The organism is Fructilactobacillus sp. X2R1C3 (genome assembly GCF_059901425.1).
This window is the reverse complement of record NZ_JBWXUW010000001.1, coordinates 293,271-311,462: the sequence shown is the minus strand read 5'-3', so window position 1 is coordinate 311,462 and position 18,192 is coordinate 293,271. Positions and strand designations below refer to the sequence as shown.

20 protein-coding genes and 2 riboswitches are annotated in these 18,192 nt (G+C 40.1%); of the genes, 5 read left to right on the top strand and 15 right to left on the bottom strand.

Annotation, left to right across the window (positions count from 1 at the left end):
- Positions 1-76 precede the first annotated feature (76 nt).
- A riboswitch (Lysine riboswitch) is annotated at positions 77-246 on the bottom strand.
- 63 nt (positions 247-309) lie between these two features.
- Positions 310-975, bottom strand: coding sequence for a phosphatase PAP2 family protein (locus AC6UDD_RS01535; protein ID WP_500717910.1), 666 nt, complete (start codon positions 973-975; stop codon positions 310-312).
- A gap of 135 nt (positions 976-1,110) precedes the next feature.
- On the opposite strand from AC6UDD_RS01535, the gene AC6UDD_RS01530 reads away from it, so the two are divergent.
- Positions 1,111-1,962, top strand: coding sequence for a sulfite exporter TauE/SafE family protein (locus AC6UDD_RS01530; RefSeq protein ID WP_500717906.1), 852 nt, complete (start codon positions 1,111-1,113; stop codon positions 1,960-1,962).
- Positions 1,959-2,360 (top strand): DUF1634 domain-containing protein, encoded by a 402-nt coding sequence (locus tag AC6UDD_RS01525; RefSeq protein WP_500717903.1) that lies wholly within the window; start codon positions 1,959-1,961, stop codon positions 2,358-2,360. Before AC6UDD_RS01530 ends, AC6UDD_RS01525 begins: the two co-directional genes overlap by 4 nt.
- Positions 2,361-2,424: 64 nt before the next feature.
- Here the strand turns inward: AC6UDD_RS01525 and AC6UDD_RS01520 are convergent, their stop codons facing one another.
- From AC6UDD_RS01520 to lysA, 7 genes are read right to left on the bottom strand one after another with little or no spacing between them, the layout of a single operon-like run.
- The gene (locus tag AC6UDD_RS01520) at positions 2,425-3,597 is read right to left on the bottom strand and encodes an aminotransferase class I/II-fold pyridoxal phosphate-dependent enzyme (RefSeq protein ID WP_500717900.1); all 1,173 of its coding nucleotides are present in this window, start codon (positions 3,595-3,597) and stop codon (positions 2,425-2,427) included.
- 42 nt (positions 3,598-3,639) lie between these two features.
- Positions 3,640-4,692, bottom strand: coding sequence for an aspartate-semialdehyde dehydrogenase (locus tag AC6UDD_RS01515; protein WP_500717897.1), 1,053 nt, complete (start codon positions 4,690-4,692; stop codon positions 3,640-3,642).
- Between the two features lie 14 nt (positions 4,693-4,706).
- The gene (gene dapB, locus AC6UDD_RS01510; RefSeq protein ID WP_500717894.1) at positions 4,707-5,486 is read right to left on the bottom strand and encodes a 4-hydroxy-tetrahydrodipicolinate reductase; all 780 of its coding nucleotides are present in this window, start codon (positions 5,484-5,486) and stop codon (positions 4,707-4,709) included.
- Positions 5,479-6,375: a 4-hydroxy-tetrahydrodipicolinate synthase gene (gene dapA, locus AC6UDD_RS01505; protein WP_500717892.1), complete on the bottom strand. Its 897-nt coding sequence runs from the start codon at positions 6,373-6,375 to the stop codon at positions 5,479-5,481. The genes dapB and dapA overlap by 8 nt, the downstream gene beginning before the upstream one ends.
- Positions 6,376-6,389: 14 nt before the next feature.
- On the bottom strand, positions 6,390-7,574 hold the full coding sequence (locus tag AC6UDD_RS01500) for an N-acetyldiaminopimelate deacetylase (RefSeq protein WP_500717889.1): 1,185 nt from the start codon (positions 7,572-7,574) through the stop codon (positions 6,390-6,392).
- Positions 7,574-8,281 (bottom strand): 2,3,4,5-tetrahydropyridine-2,6-dicarboxylate N-acetyltransferase, encoded by a 708-nt coding sequence (dapD, locus tag AC6UDD_RS01495; RefSeq protein WP_500717884.1) that lies wholly within the window; start codon positions 8,279-8,281, stop codon positions 7,574-7,576. Before dapD ends, AC6UDD_RS01500 begins: the two co-directional genes overlap by 1 nt.
- Positions 8,282-8,284: 3 nt before the next feature.
- Complete coding sequence (gene lysA, locus AC6UDD_RS01490) at positions 8,285-9,595, bottom strand: diaminopimelate decarboxylase (RefSeq protein ID WP_500717879.1); 1,311 nt, start codon at positions 9,593-9,595, stop codon at positions 8,285-8,287.
- A 98-nt stretch (positions 9,596-9,693) separates the two neighbouring features.
- A riboswitch (Lysine riboswitch) is annotated at positions 9,694-9,867 on the bottom strand.
- Between the two features lie 147 nt (positions 9,868-10,014).
- On the opposite strand from lysA, the gene AC6UDD_RS01485 reads away from it, so the two are divergent.
- Together AC6UDD_RS01485 and dapF are read left to right on the top strand one after the other, a co-directional pair.
- Positions 10,015-11,385, top strand: a complete 1,371-nt coding sequence (locus AC6UDD_RS01485; RefSeq protein ID WP_500717874.1) for an aspartate kinase — start codon at positions 10,015-10,017, stop codon at positions 11,383-11,385.
- An 11-nt stretch (positions 11,386-11,396) separates the two neighbouring features.
- Positions 11,397-12,374, top strand: a complete 978-nt coding sequence (gene dapF / locus AC6UDD_RS01480) for a diaminopimelate epimerase (protein WP_500717872.1) — start codon at positions 11,397-11,399, stop codon at positions 12,372-12,374.
- Between the two features lie 40 nt (positions 12,375-12,414).
- On the opposite strand, the gene AC6UDD_RS01475 is transcribed toward dapF, so the two are convergent.
- Together AC6UDD_RS01475 and AC6UDD_RS01470 are read right to left on the bottom strand one after the other, a co-directional pair.
- Positions 12,415-12,870 (bottom strand): threonine/serine exporter family protein, encoded by a 456-nt coding sequence (locus AC6UDD_RS01475; protein WP_500693517.1) that lies wholly within the window; start codon positions 12,868-12,870, stop codon positions 12,415-12,417.
- A gap of 8 nt (positions 12,871-12,878) precedes the next feature.
- Positions 12,879-13,664, bottom strand: coding sequence for a threonine/serine exporter family protein (locus tag AC6UDD_RS01470; RefSeq protein WP_500693516.1), 786 nt, complete (start codon positions 13,662-13,664; stop codon positions 12,879-12,881).
- Positions 13,665-13,816: 152 nt separating this feature from the next.
- Here AC6UDD_RS01470 and AC6UDD_RS01465 point away from each other — a divergent pair, with 152 nt between their 5' ends.
- A complete protein-coding gene (locus AC6UDD_RS01465) occupies positions 13,817-14,167 on the top strand; it encodes a hypothetical protein (protein ID WP_500717868.1) in 351 nt (116 codons plus the stop codon).
- A gap of 57 nt (positions 14,168-14,224) precedes the next feature.
- Here the strand turns inward: AC6UDD_RS01465 and AC6UDD_RS01460 are convergent, their stop codons facing one another.
- Genes AC6UDD_RS01460 through AC6UDD_RS01440 form a run of 5 tightly spaced genes read right to left on the bottom strand, consistent with a single transcriptional unit; the run spans position 14,225 to position 18,187 of the window.
- The gene (locus tag AC6UDD_RS01460) at positions 14,225-15,118 is read right to left on the bottom strand and encodes a cation diffusion facilitator family transporter (RefSeq protein ID WP_500717864.1); all 894 of its coding nucleotides are present in this window, start codon (positions 15,116-15,118) and stop codon (positions 14,225-14,227) included.
- Between the two features lie 22 nt (positions 15,119-15,140).
- Positions 15,141-15,581 carry a nucleoside 2-deoxyribosyltransferase gene (locus AC6UDD_RS01455; RefSeq protein WP_500717862.1) on the bottom strand — a complete coding sequence of 147 codons (441 nt, stop codon included), beginning with the start codon at positions 15,579-15,581 and terminating at the stop codon, positions 15,141-15,143.
- 21 nt (positions 15,582-15,602) lie between these two features.
- A complete protein-coding gene (locus tag AC6UDD_RS01450) occupies positions 15,603-16,004 on the bottom strand; it encodes a hypothetical protein (RefSeq protein WP_500717859.1) in 402 nt (133 codons plus the stop codon).
- A 57-nt stretch (positions 16,005-16,061) separates the two neighbouring features.
- Entirely contained in the window at positions 16,062-16,946 is an 885-nt protein-coding gene (locus tag AC6UDD_RS01445) for an RluA family pseudouridine synthase (protein ID WP_500717857.1), read from the bottom strand.
- Between the two features lie 53 nt (positions 16,947-16,999).
- The gene (locus tag AC6UDD_RS01440) at positions 17,000-18,187 is read right to left on the bottom strand and encodes an MFS transporter (protein ID WP_500717854.1); all 1,188 of its coding nucleotides are present in this window, start codon (positions 18,185-18,187) and stop codon (positions 17,000-17,002) included.
- Positions 18,188-18,192: the final 5 nt, after the last annotated feature.

The following is an 18,192-nucleotide window of genomic DNA, read 5'->3' as shown; positions in this document are numbered from 1 at the left end:
CCTAATAACAAAACGACAAAGAAAAAGACCCTCTTGAATAACTTCCAAAAGAGTCCACAAATTCTTACTAATCGTAATCTTAGAAAGCTCTCCGTGCAATACACGACAGTCCTTAATTTATTAAATCAAGACCCAACCAATCATTTACCACGTGATCAGTTTCGGCAACTTTCCCTTTCATAAGCCCTCATCGATTAAGTGAATCTCTGGCCAATTACTGATAAAAGTCGCGCCTCTTCTTAGAATTCATATTTCATTATAGATAAAGTATAAGTGATAAGTTAACGATTATCAATCACTTTCATGAAATTAGTAAATTGTATTCTGAAAAATCCTCGTTATACTTAATTCTTTGGCCCACTTTACGTACCCATATTCACAAATTTGAAGCCATGTATAAGCAATTAAAGCAGCGCCAACGGTATCTGAAGGAAAATGAGCATTCAGGTAAACCCGTGAGATCATCACTAGGAAAAGAACAATTGCTAAAATAGTTCTGATAATCCATTTAGTTGACTGGCGATTAATCATTGGAACCACTATGATCCACAGAACACTAATCACTAGAAAAGCTCCTAAAACATGTCCACTAGGATAACTAAAGCCAGTGTCACCCGGCAAATGCATTGAGGGACGGGGCTTCGCTACGATGTGTTTAATCACGAATCCAATGGCATCTCCACCAAAAACCAGTACCAGCGAAAAGAATGCCGGTATCTTGTACTTAAACCACCACAACAAGATAGCAATTATAAGTATCCACACAATGTCCATCTTGGGACTCGCGACAAAACTAATCATTGAGAAAATGGTTTCTTCAAATGAAGATGGATACCCTTGAATGGTCCCGATTATCATTGAATCTAAAAAACCAACGTATCCAAAACTCATCTTGACTCCAATCGTCAGAATTAACGATAAGAGAAACGCAATTGTTAATTTGTACGGACGACTAACGTCCTTTCCGATCATCATAAATGCCTTACCTCCAAGAATTCATATAAAAAAAGTATAACATAATATCGATTAGCCGATTGAAAGAAGCGCCAAAATCGCCGTGATTGGTGTGATATAATTGCACTATGAATTTTATAGATTGGAGTCTTATTAATGATTCACAGCCTTATTATCATGTTACTGGTAGGAGTTTTTGCGGGTGTGCTAGGTTCAATTCTAGGAATCGGTGGTGGGATGATCATTACCCCGGTTTTAACCATCGGATTTAATCTCGACATTAAATATGCGATTGGTGCAAGTATCATTGCCGTGATTGCCACCAGTTCAGGAGCAACGATCGCCTATCTAAAAGACAACGTATTAAACTTACGGGTAGCCATGTTTCTAGAAATTGCCACCTCCATTGGTGCCGTTGCCGGTGCTTTACTAACTGGAGTGATCAATCCAATCTTTCTCTACGTTTTATTTGGCCTGTTACTCTTCTTTTCCGGTTTAAACATGGTTAAAAAAATTTGGGGAAAACAGGTTCAAACAAATGCAACTAGTGAAGATAAGATCGCAAAAGAGCTCAAACTAAATGGTTCTTACTACGACAAAAACCTAAAAAAACAGATTGACTATAAGGTGACAAACGTTCCAGCTGGTTTAACCGTAATGTTTGGCGCCGGAATTGCCAGTGGCTTGCTGGGAATTGGATCTGGTGCCTTTAAGGTGATTGCAATGGACACCTTCATGAAGATGCCACTCAAACCATCAAGTTCCACCAGTAATTTAATGATGGGGGTCACGGCAGCAGCGAGTGCCACCATTTACTTTTTCAACGGATCAATTTTGCCTCAGATTGCCGTTCCACTGGCACTTGGGATTATCGTTGGAGCAACCGTCGGGTCACGCGTAATGCAAATCATGCCTTCCAAGTTAATTCGAATTATTTTTATTCCCATCCTAATTTACCTTGGCGTTCAAATGATTCTTAAAGGATTTGGGGTGAACTTCTTATCATGAGCACTCAAAATAATGTAAATCAAAGTGAAAAAAATCAAAAAGCTGAAAACATTCGAATTGAACAATTAATCGGAAAAATTATGCGTATCGGCGTGATTGTTTCCGTCATCATCATGATCTTTGGACTTGCCTTGTACCTAATTACCGGAACGACTGGGTTTGGTAGTCATTATTACCTAACCTCGTTTGGTCAACTGCTAAAAGGAATTATTCAATTAAAGCCCTATTCCATCATGATGCTAGGTGTTTTTGCTTTAATCTTAACGCCGGTTCTAAGGGTGGTCGTATCAATCTATTCATTTTATAAAGAACACGATAAGATGTACGTCATCATTACCACCATCGTTTTCATCATTTTGATGATTAGTTTCTTCCTTGGAACGTACCTGCATCTTTAAACAACTCTAAGCCAAAAGCGGAATTAGACAAACTGTCTAATTCCGCTTTTTTTGAATAATCAACTTAATTTAAATAGTCTTCCATCCGACTTAGTGCTTCCTTTAAATCATCACTAGAAGCAGCGTAGGAAATTCGCACGTGGCCCTTACCGGCATCACCAAACGCTGATCCGGGAATTACTCCAACTTTAGCGTTTTGCGCTAAATCTTTGGCAAAACGAACGTCATCATTTCCGTAAGTTGCTGGAATTTTTACGAAGATATAAAACGCTCCGGTAGGATCAATCGGGTCAAGTCCCATCTTCTTTAAACGTGGAATGGCCTCATCACGATTTTTCTGGTATTCGTCTCGCATCGAAAAAGCATCATCCATCCCATTCTTAAGTGCCTCAAGTGCGCCATACTGAGCTGGATCTGATGGTGACGAAACTAAATAACCATGCATCTTATTAGCCTGGGTGATAAATTCAGCGGGTCCAACCGTGAATCCCAGTCGATAACCAGTCATTGCGTGAGATTTAGACACTCCATTAATTACAATCGTTTGATCAGGTAAATACTCTGCCAGTGAATGATGCTTAATATCATAGGTTAACTCACTATAGATCTCATCGGTAATCACAAAGAGCGAATGTTGTTTAAGAATTGGAACCAGTGCTTTTAACTGCTTTGGCGTATATTCAACTCCCGTTGGATTATTTGGATAATTTAATATCAAAGCCTTGGCACTGGGATGCTTTGAGAGTGCCTCATTCAATTCTTTAGGGGTCAAAACAAAATAAGAATTGGACGTATCAATAAACACTGGTTTTCCACCAGCAAAGCGTACTAATGACTCATAAAGTGGGTAAAAAGGCGCCGGGATTAAAACCTCATCGCCAGGATTAACCGTGGCAAGAATCGACGAAGCAAGCGCTTCGGTTGCTCCCATGTTAACCATTACTTCAGTATCAGGATCATACTTTAAATTATATTTCTTTGCCATAAAGTTGCTGATGGCATCTCTTAAGGATTTGATTCCCTTATGAGGAGAATAATGTGAGTGGTTATCTTCAATACTCTTCATCATTGCTTTTTTAACGTGTTCAGGAGTGTTAAATCCTGGTTCTCCCACCGATAGCATAATCAACCCGTCAATATCAGAAATCGACTCCGAAAAAGCTCTAATTGCTGATGGCTGCAGTTGAGTTAAATTCTTGTTAAACCGATTTTGTAAGTTTTCATTTAAAGTAGGCATGTTAATCCTCTTCCTTATCGTCATCGTCAAGAAATTCAATCATTAAATTAAATCTCTTTTGACTAATTCTTCGCCAATTTCAACCGTATTTAGTGCAGCACCCTTTAACAAATTGTCCGCTACGACCCACATGTTATAGGCATCATCATTTTCCTGGTCCGGTCGAACTCTTCCAACGTATGTATCTTCCTTACCGGCAGCGTCGATTGGTTGTGGGTAGAGTTGTTTTTTGGGATCATCTTTAAGGGTTACTCCAGGGGCATCACTTAAAATCCTTTGGATCTTTTCACGACTGGCGGCTTTCGCATCCTTAACAGTGAAATAAACTGACTCACCGTGACAAATCTCTACTGGAACTCTGACACAGGTAGCAGTCACTTTAATATCTCCAGAATCCATATCATTCAGCATGATTTTCTTTGTTTCGTGAATCATCTTCCACTCTTCATGGGTATAACCGTCTTTTTCAAACACATCGATTTGGGGCAAGAGGTTGAATGCCAACGGATAATGTTCCTTTTCACCTTTGACTGGGAAAATGTGAGCATCCATTTTTTTGCCATCAAGGTGTTCTTGTGCTTCATCTTTTAATTCATCAAGTCCACTCTGACCGGCACCTGAAGCAGCTTGATAAGTAGAAACAATAATTTGTTTTAACCCAAACTGCTTTCTAATCGGCTCTAACGCCACTACCATTTGAATGGTGGAACAGTTTGGATTGGCAATGATCCCATGATGATTCTCTAAAGCATCCGGGTTCACTTCTGGCACAACCAGAGGAACATTTGGGTCCATTCGAAACGCACTCGTATTGTCAACCGCAACGGCACCACGCTTCACGGCTTCTGGTAACAATTTTTTGGAAACCGAACCTCCGGCTGAAGCAAGGACTAAATCAACACCGTTAAATGAGTCGGGAGTGGCCTCTTCGACGGTTAACTCGTCGCCTTTATACTCGAGCCTTTTCCCAGCGGATCTTTTAGAAGCCAACAATTTCAGACTTTTAACCGGGATACTTGATTCAGCTAACTTATCCATGAGACGTGTTCCAACGGCACCAGTGGCACCTAAAATTGCGACATTATACTCTTTCATTACTACTTGCCCCTCTATAAAATATTTTCTAATCCAATAACTAACCCATCTAAACCGTCAACTCTTTCAATGGCAACCTTTAAACCATTCATAAATGAATCACGATCAAAGGAATCTTGACGAATGGTGAGCGCTTCACCATCTCCGCCAAAAAGCACCTGTTCATGGGCAACGTATCCAGGAAGCCGAACGGAATGAATCGGAACTCCGTCATACTCAGCTCCGCGAGCACCCTTTAACGTTTCGTCGGTTGAAACGGGTTCTGGTTGTTTCTTTCTCCCCTCACTGATTAACTTTGCGGTATTAATGGCGGTCCCAGACGGAGCATCCTTTTTATCCTGATGATGCATCTCGATCACCTCAGCATCAGGGAAATACTGAGCTGCCTCTTTAGCAAATTTCATTAACAATACCGCCGAAATTCCAAAGTTAGGGGCAATAATCCCACTCACATTTTCATCGTCCGCTAATTTTCGCAGCTCAGCTAGTTGATCATCACTTAACCCACTGGTTCCAATGACCGGATGAATCCCATTATCCAAGGCAAATTTAGTGTTTGGATAAGCTGCTTTTGGAACCGTAAAATCAACCCAAACGTCTACATCTGGTCCCTTAATCTGATCAAAATCGTTATAGACTTTTACGTCTTTAGGTAAATCATAACTTTCAGGGCTTAAATCGCCCGCTTTCGGGTCATATACACCTACCAACTTAAAATCATCATTATTTTCAATCATCTTAACGGCTTTTTGACCCATTGAGCCACGAAAGCCCGCTACTAATACTTTAATCATTTAAGATATCTCCTAGTGAATTGACATCTAGTGCTTTTGCCAATTCTTTTTTCTCATCTTTATTTAGGGTAGCAATTGGTAAACGACAGCCACCCACACTTAAACCGTTAGCATTTAAAGCTGCTTTAGTTGGTGATGGGGATGGATACATAAATAACGCTTGCATCTTTGGTGTTAACCAACGTTGAAGCTTACCAGCCGCTTTGTAATCCCCCTGATCTAAATCATCGTACATTTCCCTTAATTGCTTGCCATAGACATGCGAAGCAACCGAAATGACACCACTGCCACCCAACATTTTCGTTGCCAGAGCTTGAGGATCTTCACCACTGTAAACCAAGAAATCATCTGGAGTGTTGGAAATAATGTACTCCATATCAGGCAGTGAACCGCACTGTTTAATTCCGGCGATGTTATTGTATTCGGATAATTCCACGACCGTTTCCTTATCCATGTTGACTCCCGTTCGTCCGGGAATGTTATAGATGATGATTGGTTTGTCCGAATGATCGGCAACGTACTTAAAGTGTTCCTTCATGCCCCGTTGATCGGGTTTGTTGTAGTAAGGTACCACTACCAAGCCGTAATCAATCCCATCTAATTGCATCACTTTTTGGTTAAACTCAGCCGTTTGTCGCGTATTGTTAGAGCCAGTTCCTGCAATCACTGGATATTTATCCCCAACAATTTTGCCAAATTCGCCGTACAGTTTCATTTTTTCGTCTTCAGATAATGTCGGAGTTTCACCAGTCGTTCCGCCGACCACAAATCCATTGGTCCCTGTATCAACCAAATGTTTAATCAGCTTCTTAAGCCGTGTAATATCAACTTCCCCGTCATCACCAAACGGAGTGACGATGGCCGTTAATAAATCTGCTTTTTCTACCATGATTATGATCTCCTCTACTTTTTTGTTCCTTGTTGCATTCGATAATTCAAAAATCCGATAATAGCTCTACTTCCAATCGCAATTGCCTTTGGATTGGGAGTAAGCGTCGCCTCATGAAGCTGAGACTTGGGGTCACCAATGCCCAACCAGAACATTGTTCCCGGGATTTTTGACAACAAATAACCAAAATCTTCCCCCGTCATGGCGGGCATCGTGTTAATAAAATCAACGTCTTTTTGATTTTCCATGTAATTAATAAAATTACTAGTTAACTTCGGATTATTCTCGACTGGCAAATAACCACCCTGATTCAAGTTGAGTTTAACCTGGCAGTTATAACTTACTGAAATCCCATTAGCGACTTCTTTTAACCGCTTATCAATCAATTCAATCATTTTCTGGGTTAGACCCCGAATCGTTCCTTCAATTCGAGCATGACCAGCGATCACATTTCGAATGGTGCCGGCTTCCATTTTTCCAAAGGTAACGACTCCGCCTTCAATTGGATCAACACTCCTTGATACAATCGTTTGAACCTGATTAATAAACTGACAGGCGGCCACAATCATATCGTTAGCGTCTTGTGGATAAGCAGCATGACCACTTTTACCGATCAGGTCAACGTTGACCTCGGTTGTCCCAGCGAACAGCGTGCCCATCCGACAACCGATTGCCCCAACAGGAAGCTGGGGGTTGTCATGTAGACCATAAAATTCATCTGGATGCCACTTCCCGGTAAAAATACCGTCCTCGTATGCCACCTTACCGCCATTTTCACTTTCTTCAGCTGGCTGAAAAAACACTAACAAATTATCTTGGGGTTGATGAGCGGCATAGTAATTCAGGATACTCAACGCAACCGTCATGTGGATATCATGACCACACGCATGCATCACACCATCATTTTTTGATACAAATGGTAAATTCGTTTTTTCTTTAACTGGTAACGCATCAATATCCGCTCGGTATCCAATGGTGCGCTTGGGATCAGTTCCATGGATCAGCACCAAAATCGCAGTTGGTAACTTTTCTGGTACGTTAACTTCCATATAGTCCGCTTTAAATTTATCAATGACTTCTTTTAGATATTCATGGGTCTGAAACTCATGCATCGCTAATTCCGGAATTTGGTGAAGATGACGATAAATTTCAAGGAGATCATCGTCACTCAACCTAGTCGAGTTATCTGACACATTCATCACTTCCTTAAATCGTCTTCAAGTTTAGTCTTGGACTTGGTCTGCGTGTCAATGTCTTTGATCTTTTTAGCGGGAACCCCGGCAACCATGGTATTGGGCTCAACATCATGTAAGACCACCGAACCGGCTGCAACTACAGCACCCTCGCCAACGTGAACTCCTTCAATCACCACGGCGTTGGCCCCAACTAGCACGTTATCATCAATTCGAACTGGTTTAGCACTCGCTGGTTCAATCACACCGGCCAAAACAGCACCAGCACCGATGTGACAATGCTTGCCAACAATCGCACGACCACCAAGGATGGTCCCCATGTCAATCATGGAATCATCACCAATCTCAGCTCCAATGTTGATTAATGCTCCCATCATTATGACAACATGCTTTCCAATTGAAACTTGATCACGAATAATAGCACCAGGTTCAATTCGAGCGTCCAAATTCTTGGTGTCAAGCAACGGAACTGCCGAATTTCGTGCATCACTTTCAATTTCATAACTACTGATTAATTTTTTATTCTTTTTAAGAAACTTTGAAACGTTAGTCCAGTCACCAAAAATGACACCAGTTTTGTTAGTGGTAAAATTTTCAATTCCTTTCGGAAACTTGATCTTTCCTAACTTACCTTTCAAATAAACTTTGACTGGGGTCTTTTTGTCTGAGTTAGAAATAAATTTAATGATTGACTGTGCATCTAATTGTGCCATCTTCTAGTTCTCCTTTAATTTCTTATCTAAGTGGATCAGGTCCGCATAACTCTCACGTTGGACCGCTAACTGTGATTTACCATCTTCAACAAACACAACGGCTGGACGCGGATTTCGATTATAGTTGGAAGCCATTGAGTATCCGTAAGCCCCGGTGTTAAAGATTACAAAAATGTCTCCCGGTTTGCTCTTTGGAAGAGGCTGATTCTTAATCAAGATATCACCTGATTCACAGTATTTCCCAGCAATTCGAACGGTTTCAACTGGCTTTCCATCAGCATTGCCTGCAAGAGCGCCTTCATAGTCAGCTCCATATAAAGCTGGCCGAATGTTATCGCCCATCCCGCCATCAACGGAAACGTACGACTTAATCCCGGACACATCTTTTCTGGAACCAATCGTGTACAAACTATAACCTGCTGAACCGACGATTGAACGACCCGGTTCAATCCAAATTGATGGAGTTGGTAAATCATCCTCAGTTGTTTTTGCTTTAATCTCATCCACAATGGCTGAGACAAAGTCCTCTGGGGCGACGGGATGTTCTTCATCGGTGTATTGAATGCCAAAACCACCACCAACGTTGATTACTTTTGCCGTGTAATCAAAATCGTCATGCCAGTGCTTCATTACGTCAACAAGTTTATCGGCAGCTCCCACAAAGCCTTCGGGTGAAAAAATCTGAGACCCAATGTGAGCATGGACCCCTTTCATATTCATTCGCCTCTCGGAAAGGACCTTTTGTAAAGCTTCATCAGCTTGTCCTGATGCCAGATTGAACCCAAACTTACTGTCGACCTGACCCGTTTGGATGTACTCATGAGTGTGAGCTGAAATACCGGGGGTAATCCGTAACATCACGTCAATGTTTTTACCTTGCTCTTCTAGCACGTCGTGGAGTAACTCAATTTCATGGAAATTATCCAACATAATCGTTCCCACTCCGTTTTTGACAGCCATCGTTAGTTCGTCTTTTGATTTATTATTGCCGTGAAAACTGACCCGTTCCATCGGAAAATCAGCTTGAAGCGCGGTGTACAACTCACCACCGGAAACTACGTCAATTCCAGCTCCCTCTTGCTTCACAATTTGATACATTCCAACCGTGGCAAACGCCTTACTAGCATAATTAACCGAGTAACTAACTTTACGGTCTTCAAAAACCCGTTTAAATTTTTCAATTTGACTCTTGATCTTACTAACGTCATAAACCTCTAGGGGTGTTCCATATTCTTTTGCTAAATCACTGGCTTTAATCCCACCAATGTACAAATCATGATTCCTTATGTCTTGCTTATCAATAACTGACTTCATCTCGCACCTCTTAAATAATTTATAAAAAAAGATCTTTTTGCTCAGGAGTTGAACAAAAAGATCTAAAAATAATTAATTTGACATTATTTGATCAAATATTCTTGAATAGCTCCCCGCAGAATATCTGCGACAGTCCGCGATTTATTAAATCACGTCCCAGCACCAGTGTCATTGCTCTGACAGAATGCTTCGGCAAACAACCCTTTCACTAACTTCTTCGACGAGTAAATCTCCATTAGCTAATCTTGTTACCTGCAACCTCTATTTAAATTTGTTAAAAATATAACCCATTTTGACCTGTTCGTCAATTAATATCATCTAAATTAATAACTATTTCACATATTTTGGGTTCCAAGATTGATAAATTAAAAATTAATGCTACAATTCAACTTAATTAAATTCTTAAGGATGAATAATTCATGAAAGTAACCAAATTCGGTGGAAGCTCACTAGCCAACGGAACCCAATTTCAAAAGGTAATTAACATCATCAAATCAGATCCAGATCGGAAGGCAGTCGTTGTTTCTGCTCCCGGAACTCGCTTCAAGGGTGACGTAAAAGTTACCGACCTATTAATCGAGTACGCTAACAAAGTTCTTGACCATGAAGATTTTTCTGACGTTCTTAATCAAATTATTGATCGCTATCAAGAAATTGGTGAATCATTTAACGTTCAGACGAAACAAATTAACCAAATTGTCTCACAGTTAAGAGAATTACCTAATCAATCGTTCCCGGATTTTGCTCATTTAATGAGTACCTTTAAAGCTCAAGGAGAATACCTCAACGCACAAATGTTGACGATGATTTTAAACCAACTGAAAATTCCCGCAAAGTTTATGGATCCAAAAGAAATTGGTTTTAAAGTCACCGGCGACGTTGCCGGTGCACAAATCAATCCCGTTACCTACGGAAACATCAGAAGATTTCGTGACGTTAAAGAAAAAATGATCTTCCCGGGATTTTTTGGGGTCAATGATGATAATCAAATCGCTACCTTTTCAAGGGGTGGTTCCGATATCACCGGCTCAATCGTGGCTCGTGGACTTCAAGCTGATTTATACGAAAACTTTACCGATGTCAACGCAATCTATTCGGTTGACCCGCGGGTGGTTAAAAACCCGAAAGCTATCGACGTAATGACTTATAGAGAAATGAGAGAACTCTCGTACGCTGGCTTTTCAGTCTTTCATGATGAAGCCATCATTCCAGCGATTCAGGTTGGCATTCCCATTAACGTGAAAAACACATCGGCTCCTGATCTACCCGGAACCCTGATTGTTCCTGAAAATAAATTTCAGCCAACTCGCGTAATTACCGGGGTAGCCAGTGCCAAGCACTTCTCAGCACTGTACATTCATCGCTACCTGCTTAACAAACAAGTGGGTTTTACCCTTAAGATTCTCAAAATTCTGTACAAATACAACGTGTCATACGAACACATGCCCTCTGGAATCGATGACCTGACCATTATCTTTGATAAGGCCCAACTAAATGACCATATCGTCAAAGAAATTACGAGAGAAATCAAAGATGCGCTTCATCCCGATCAGATTCGTTGGATTAATGACTATGCCATCATCATGATCGTTGGCGAGGGAATGCAGTCTGATAATCACACCATTGAAAAAATCATTCGGCCATTAACTGACAATGGCATCTCCATTCACATGATTAATCAAGGGGCTTCCAAGATTTCCGTCATGCTTGGGACTGACATTAAAGACTCAGACAAAGCGGTCAAGTTAATCTACAGAAACTTCTTTGACAACAACCGACTAATTTATTAGGAGACTAAATTATGACTAAATTACTTAAAGTACACGGATCCGAAAATCAATTCTTTATTTTAGACCAAACTGAATTAAATCAAAAACTAACTGACTCAGAACTTAAAAAACTTGCTCAAACCATTTCAGACCCCAAAAATCACATTTTAAACGGCGCCGATGGGGTCCTGGTGGTTGATTCATCAAATCACCCCAATGCACTGGGAAAAATGCGAGTCTTTAACGCCGATGGTAGTGAAGCTTCAATGTGTGGAAACGGACTTCGGACCGTTTCACGGTACTTGTCACAAAAGTTTGGTCAGGATGCTTTCAAGGTTGAAACCAACGACGCAGATCTAGATGTCACAAAAGAAAGTGACATTGCACCTGGAGTTCCCGCCTTTAGTGTCCAAATCTCACCAATCTCATTTGATGCTAAGAGTCTGCCCCTTGAAAACATCAAAACCCCACTGTTAGATCAGCCTGTCAATGATTTCATTTCTGGATTAGATTATTCAGCGGTCGCAGTACCTAATCCCCATCTCATTAGTTTTATGAGTATGAATCAAGTGAAATCAGACGATTTAGTTAAGTTAGGCAAAATGCTAAACGGAAAAAACAAATACTTTACGGACGGTGTAAACGTTAGTTTTGCTAACGTCATGAATCAAAATGAACTTTTCGTTCGAACCTTTGAACGGGGTGTAGGACTTACAAATGCCTGTGGGACTGGAATGACGGCCACTAGTCTAATTTACGAAATCCTAACTCATGATTCAGACTTTGACGAAACCGTCAATATTTATAATCCAGGTGGGATGGTAAAAACCCACATAAAACGCAGTGGGGTTCACTACGATCTTCATTTGATTGGAAATGCGACTTTTACTAACGAGTTAAATATTAGTGAAAGTGACCTAAGAAACGCCAACCTCGATAGTATTCAAATCACAGATACCGGTGAGGAACAGGATTATCAAGACTTTGTCAAACAGCTTCAAACTAACTAAAAACCACATTGACCTCGGTCAATGTGGTTTTTACTTTCAATTAAGATACGATTCCCTTCAAAAGATGGGTAATGTGAAAGAACAGTTGAATCGCCAACTCGGCTAGTAAGAATCCAATTGCCAACGCTCCTGCAATCATCGCAACTTGCATTAAGTAAACAAACGCTAAGTGCGTGTTTCCCGTTGCAATGTATTTCATAACTTCATAGGCCTGTCCTCCGGGAACAAGCGGAACGAGCGCTGGAATGTTAAAAACGATGATTGGCATTTTTTTGTACCGAGCTGCCAGCATTCCCAAGATACCAATCGTAAATGCCCCAAAGACATTTCCACCAACGTAACCACCAAAGATCGAATTGTAGGTTAAGTACACTAAATAACTGGCAACTCCAACCAATCCACCTAAATTAAGCGCACGTGGTGGAACGTTGATCAAAATTGCAAAACAAAGGGTGGCAACGTAAACTCCAATTATTTTCACTAAAATTTCAATCATAAACACCCCTATCCAAACCACTTCAAAGCAAGTGCCACTCCAAATCCTAAAGCACAGGCTCCCATAATGGCTTCCATTGCTCTTGCTGGTCCACTCACAAGGTTACCAGACATTAAATCTCGAACCGCATTAGTGATTTGGACTCCAGGAACAAGCGGCATCACACTCCCGATAATCATATTATCCACACCACTTCCAAGTCCCAACTTTCTCGCTAGCATGGCTAACATGCCAATTGAAATGGCCGCAGTAAATTCGTTTATAAACTCAACTTTCACGATACGATTCAAATAGTCAAAAATAATCCAACCTAACATCCCGATTAGACAGGTAATAAAGAACACCGAATAATCACCACGAAAAACCACTTCAATGGATCCTGAAAGGACCGCAGCCGCTAACATTTTCATCCAATACGGAAAATAAGTATCTAGATCACTAACGTGTTGTAATTCTTGGTAGAACTGCTCTAGCGTTGTCTTGTGTTCCGCAAAACGTCGCGATAAATCATTCACAGCCGTGATTTTCCTTAGGTCAAAAGCCCGCTTATCAATCTCAGTAATCTGAGTTTCAGAATTATCATTAACGGAAATCATAATTCCAGTAATCGTAATGTAAGTCTTCAAGTTTGGCATCCCAGCATTTCGTGCGATTCGTTTAATGGTGTCATTAACTCGTGTCATTTCTGACCCATTCTCAATCATGATTTTACCCGCTAACATACAGGTCTTAATGACCAAATCACTATAATTACGAAAACGCGAATCTGGATCCAGTTGATTCTTCCCAAACATGCGACTCACCCCTTTTCTTTAATATTTCTAGCATATCAAAATATAAGTAAAAAATCTCATTGAGTTTTCGTTACAAAAAACTATTTTACGAATGGTACCCAGACAGATATAATTAAATTAGATTTGTAACGGTATCATACAGGAGGAAAAATATGAGTGACAATGTAAAGTTTAGTGATTTAAGTGAGCAGGCCCAAAAAAAGGTTGTTAACGATTTTGTTCCTTTCTACATCAAACTATTTAGGAACAACAACTTGGAAGTGATGAGTACTTTTGACGGTGAATCTGGTGTAATTGCCGATTTAAACCGTGAGATCGTTACCCTGAGTAATAATAGTCCACGAGACGTTGTCGCTGATATCATTGAACTTGATTACGATGATTTCGCTAGTCTTTTAAGTAAATTAAGTCAGACTTACTTTGAAAACGGCAATCCCACCACTGATTGGTCAGAATGGTATGTTAACGAAACCAATAAATTAGATCCAGACAGCACTTTATAGATCACTTTAAAATCACAAAAAAACAGTTTCTTTCTCTAGCAGATAGAAACTGTTTTTTTATATGTCTTTGCCGTTATCGTAGAATAAATCATCATGTCTTCCACGGTCAACTTCTGGTTGAATCGTGACATGGTCAATGTGATACTTACCCTTCAACAATTTATTAATCTTATCGTAAATTAATTGAACCTGGTCTAGGGGCATATTTTTCATATTAACGTGAGCCGAAAAAACGATGCTGTTCTCATCCACCATCATCGCGTGGACGTGGTGAACGCTGGTCACCCCATCAATTTTTAATAAATCTTTTTTAATGGCAGCGTAATTTAGTTTGGGTGCACTTTCCATCAAAATGCCAACCGTTTTTTTAATAATGGGCCAACTTTCCCACATAATATAAAGTGCGACTAAAACCGTCACAATTGGATCCACAATTGTCCACTTAAAAAGCGAAATAAGAATTCCACCAATAATAATTCCTAACGAGGATAACGAATCACTCAACAAGTGCAGGTAGGTGGCTCTCATATTTAAATTATGTTTAGCCCCCTTATTCAATAAAAAGGCGGAAAAAAAGTTGGCAATGGTTGAAACCACCGCAACTACCAACATCACCGGACCATTAATTGTTTCTGGATGTGAAATTCGCTTAACAGCTTCAATAATTAAGAAAAGCGAAATTAAAATCAAAAACAACGAATTCAGAAACGCCGAAATAATTTCGGCTCGTTTAAAGCCATAAGTATTCTGTTTGGTTTGCTGCTTTTTACTGATTCGATGAGCAATATAGCTCAATACAATTGAAATGGAATCCCCCAAATTATGGAAGGCATCCGAAAGAAGTGACAAACTTCCCGAAAAGATTCCACCCAAAAATTCAAGAATCGTAATGACTGCATTTAATACCGTTACTTCGAAAAATCTCATTCCAGATAATTGATCATTATTCATAATCTTTCTCCTTTAATTCGATTTAAAAAATGTTCCCTGTATAGTGACTCTCTGGCATCTTAGTAAAATCATAAGCCTGAAGTTGCTCGCCATTTTTCAGGTAAGCATGCAAACTTTCTGAGATCATTAGGTTAAGTGGTTCATCCTTTTGCTGAAAAACCACAACGGGCTTTCCCATTTGAACGCCTGCGCCAATCTCATAGGCCGTCCCACTATCAACATTATTACCAACAAAATCAACCACAGCCACCACGGCCTTAGCTGCTTTTAGGTTTTCCATGTCACGATGATAGATCTCGTTTGCCCATGGAAGGGTGAACTGTTCATTTTCAGCATCCTGATGTTTACGTGGCGAATAAAAATCAGTCACCGTTGAGTTTGCTTCTAATGCGTGTTCAACAACTTCAATTCTTTGAATTTGTTCGTCACTAAAAAATGGACTTGCTAAATAAATTTGGGCCATGTTAACTCTCCTATTCTCTGTTTAGTCTTCTACCATTCGCCATTCACCCTCACCAGCTTTTGAAATTAAATTCAAAAAGTGAAGAGCTTCTTTCGCTTGGTCCTGATCGTGTTTATATAGTTCGTTTAATCCGGCACCCGTATTAACTGGTCGTGACAAATCAAATTGACCATTTTTACCCGACTGACCAGTTGCCATTGCTACCACAATCTCGCCACTATCAACCTTAGTAACAATGAAAAAAATGGTAAAATCATCGTCTTTTTTCATGTAAGCAGGCATTGCCCAAATGTCGTCAGCAATTTGCTGCATCTCATAATCTTTGAACTTATAGTCAAGGTGATTCTTCTCATTCACCGGCTTATTAAGTACAAACATCATTTTATCAAAAGATTTTTCACCTAACTGGATGTTATCTTCCATGGAACATTCTCCTTACTGTACTAATTTTATTGTAGCAAACTTTAAAAAATTTACATACTAATTTTTGGAAATCACCTTTTCCATATCATCAGGCAACTTGGCTTCAAAACTTAACTGCCGTTCTTGAAATGGATCAAAGAAAGAAAGTTTATAGGCATGTAACGCCTGCCGCGTAATCCCCCGATCAAGTGAACCATGATAAAGTTCATCACCAAGTAACCGGTGCCCAATTGACGTCATGTGAACCCGAATCTGATGGGTACGTCCAGTGTGAAGTTTAATTTCCAATAATGAGGCATTATTTAGGTCTTTTTTAACCCAGTATTCCGTCTGCGCGGCCTTTCCAGACGCAATTACCTGTCTCGCAAAATTATCACCAATTCGTCCGATCGGTTGATCAATGATCCCATGTTTTTGGGCCATTTTGCCAGAAACGATTGCTAAATATCGCTTATCAATTTCATGACGATTCAATTCTTCATTGCCATAACTATTTGCCAAACGATTTTTGGCAACCAAGACCACTCCACTAGTAAACCGATCCAAACGGGTAATAATGTGCGGTCGTAAATTGGCGGCTTTTTCGTTTACTAAGTGACCCTTAATCCGATTCACCAGTGTATCAGATTGATTGCTTGGACCTGGAACTGACGTTAACCCAGCTTCTTTATTAACCACTAGCCAATTATCATCTTCGTAAATTACATTAATTGGTTCAAAACTAATCGCAATTCGTGGATCAGATAATTCATTTGGAATAAAAACGGAGACAACATCTGCAAAGGAAACGTTAACCGACGGCTTGACGACCTTCCCATTAATCTTAAAAGCATTTTTTGTTCGCTTTAGGTCTGCATACATCCGGTGACTAATCCCATGTTGACCCAAAAAAGCCTTTAGCGATATGGGACTAGTATGAGAACTTTTAAAATTAACCTTCATGGCTTTTACTCCTTTGACCAAAATAAATAAGGCGGTGCATCAACTGCACTGCCCTAATTAAATATTTTTCTGCGTAAGAATTTAATGTCCCATACACCAACGGCTCCCATAGCTAGTAGAATAATTCCACAAACTACAAAAGTTAATGCCGGTTTGTTTGAACTAAAGACTGAATCAATCCCACCTAAAGCAATCGGGGCTAAAAAGATTCCACAATTACTACCAATCAACAAGATTGAAGTGGTTAAGTTCAAAGTTCCCTTGGATGAGATTTCAGTTGCAATGTTTAAAATGTAAGAGACCACAATCGCATCAAGAAAAGTTACTAGGAAAAAGCCAAGCGCTGCACTAAAGAACGAGTGTGATAACCCAATCCATAACTGACAAACTCCACTAGCAATAATCCCGACGGGTAATAAATACTTCTTCAACTTCATCAGTGCCATACTGAAGATTATACCACCAACTAAACCAAAGATTGGCGCAATACTGATAACAACCGCTGACTGTTGCGTGGAGCCAATGCCGGTTCCCTCAATAAATTCAGCAATTCGAACGGTAGCTCCTACATACGTAATCTGATAGCCAGCAAGTAACATGGTCCAGAAAAGAACATCAGTATTAATCTTTGGAAAGTACTTGTTTTTCCGTTCCGCCTGATAATGTTCCACTTTTGGTGGCGAAGGAACAAAGAAGAAGAACAAGATGGCAACCGGAAATGCTAAAGTATAAATTAGAAAGGCACTATGCCAACCAAAATCAACCAGTAATGCACCAGCAACATACGCTGAAATAGCATTACCTAACATTTCAAATCCACTTCTAACTCCCATCAGTTGATTCTTTTCTTTTCCCTTAAAGAAGGTTCCAATCAGACTGACGGCTAGTCCATTTAACAAACCCAGTCCAATTCCAAAGGCAAATCGCGAAATAAGCATTACATAATAATTAGTAACAAAGATGGGAATCACTCCAGCGATTCCACTGACCAATAGCCCGAGTATAACGGTTCTTTTAGCACCAATCTTTTTAGCAATCCAACTGCTTCCAAGCAGGAAGATAATCACTGCTAATGCTGGCATGGTGGCAATTAACTCAATACTTGAATATGAATGCCCCGGAAATGCACGCTGCCATTGTGGTACTTCAGCTGAAACTGACAGTGATGACGCTAAAACTAACGAAACCGCCAACAACGAAAACTTCATCATTGGAGAATACTTTTTCTTTTGTTGATCCATGAACA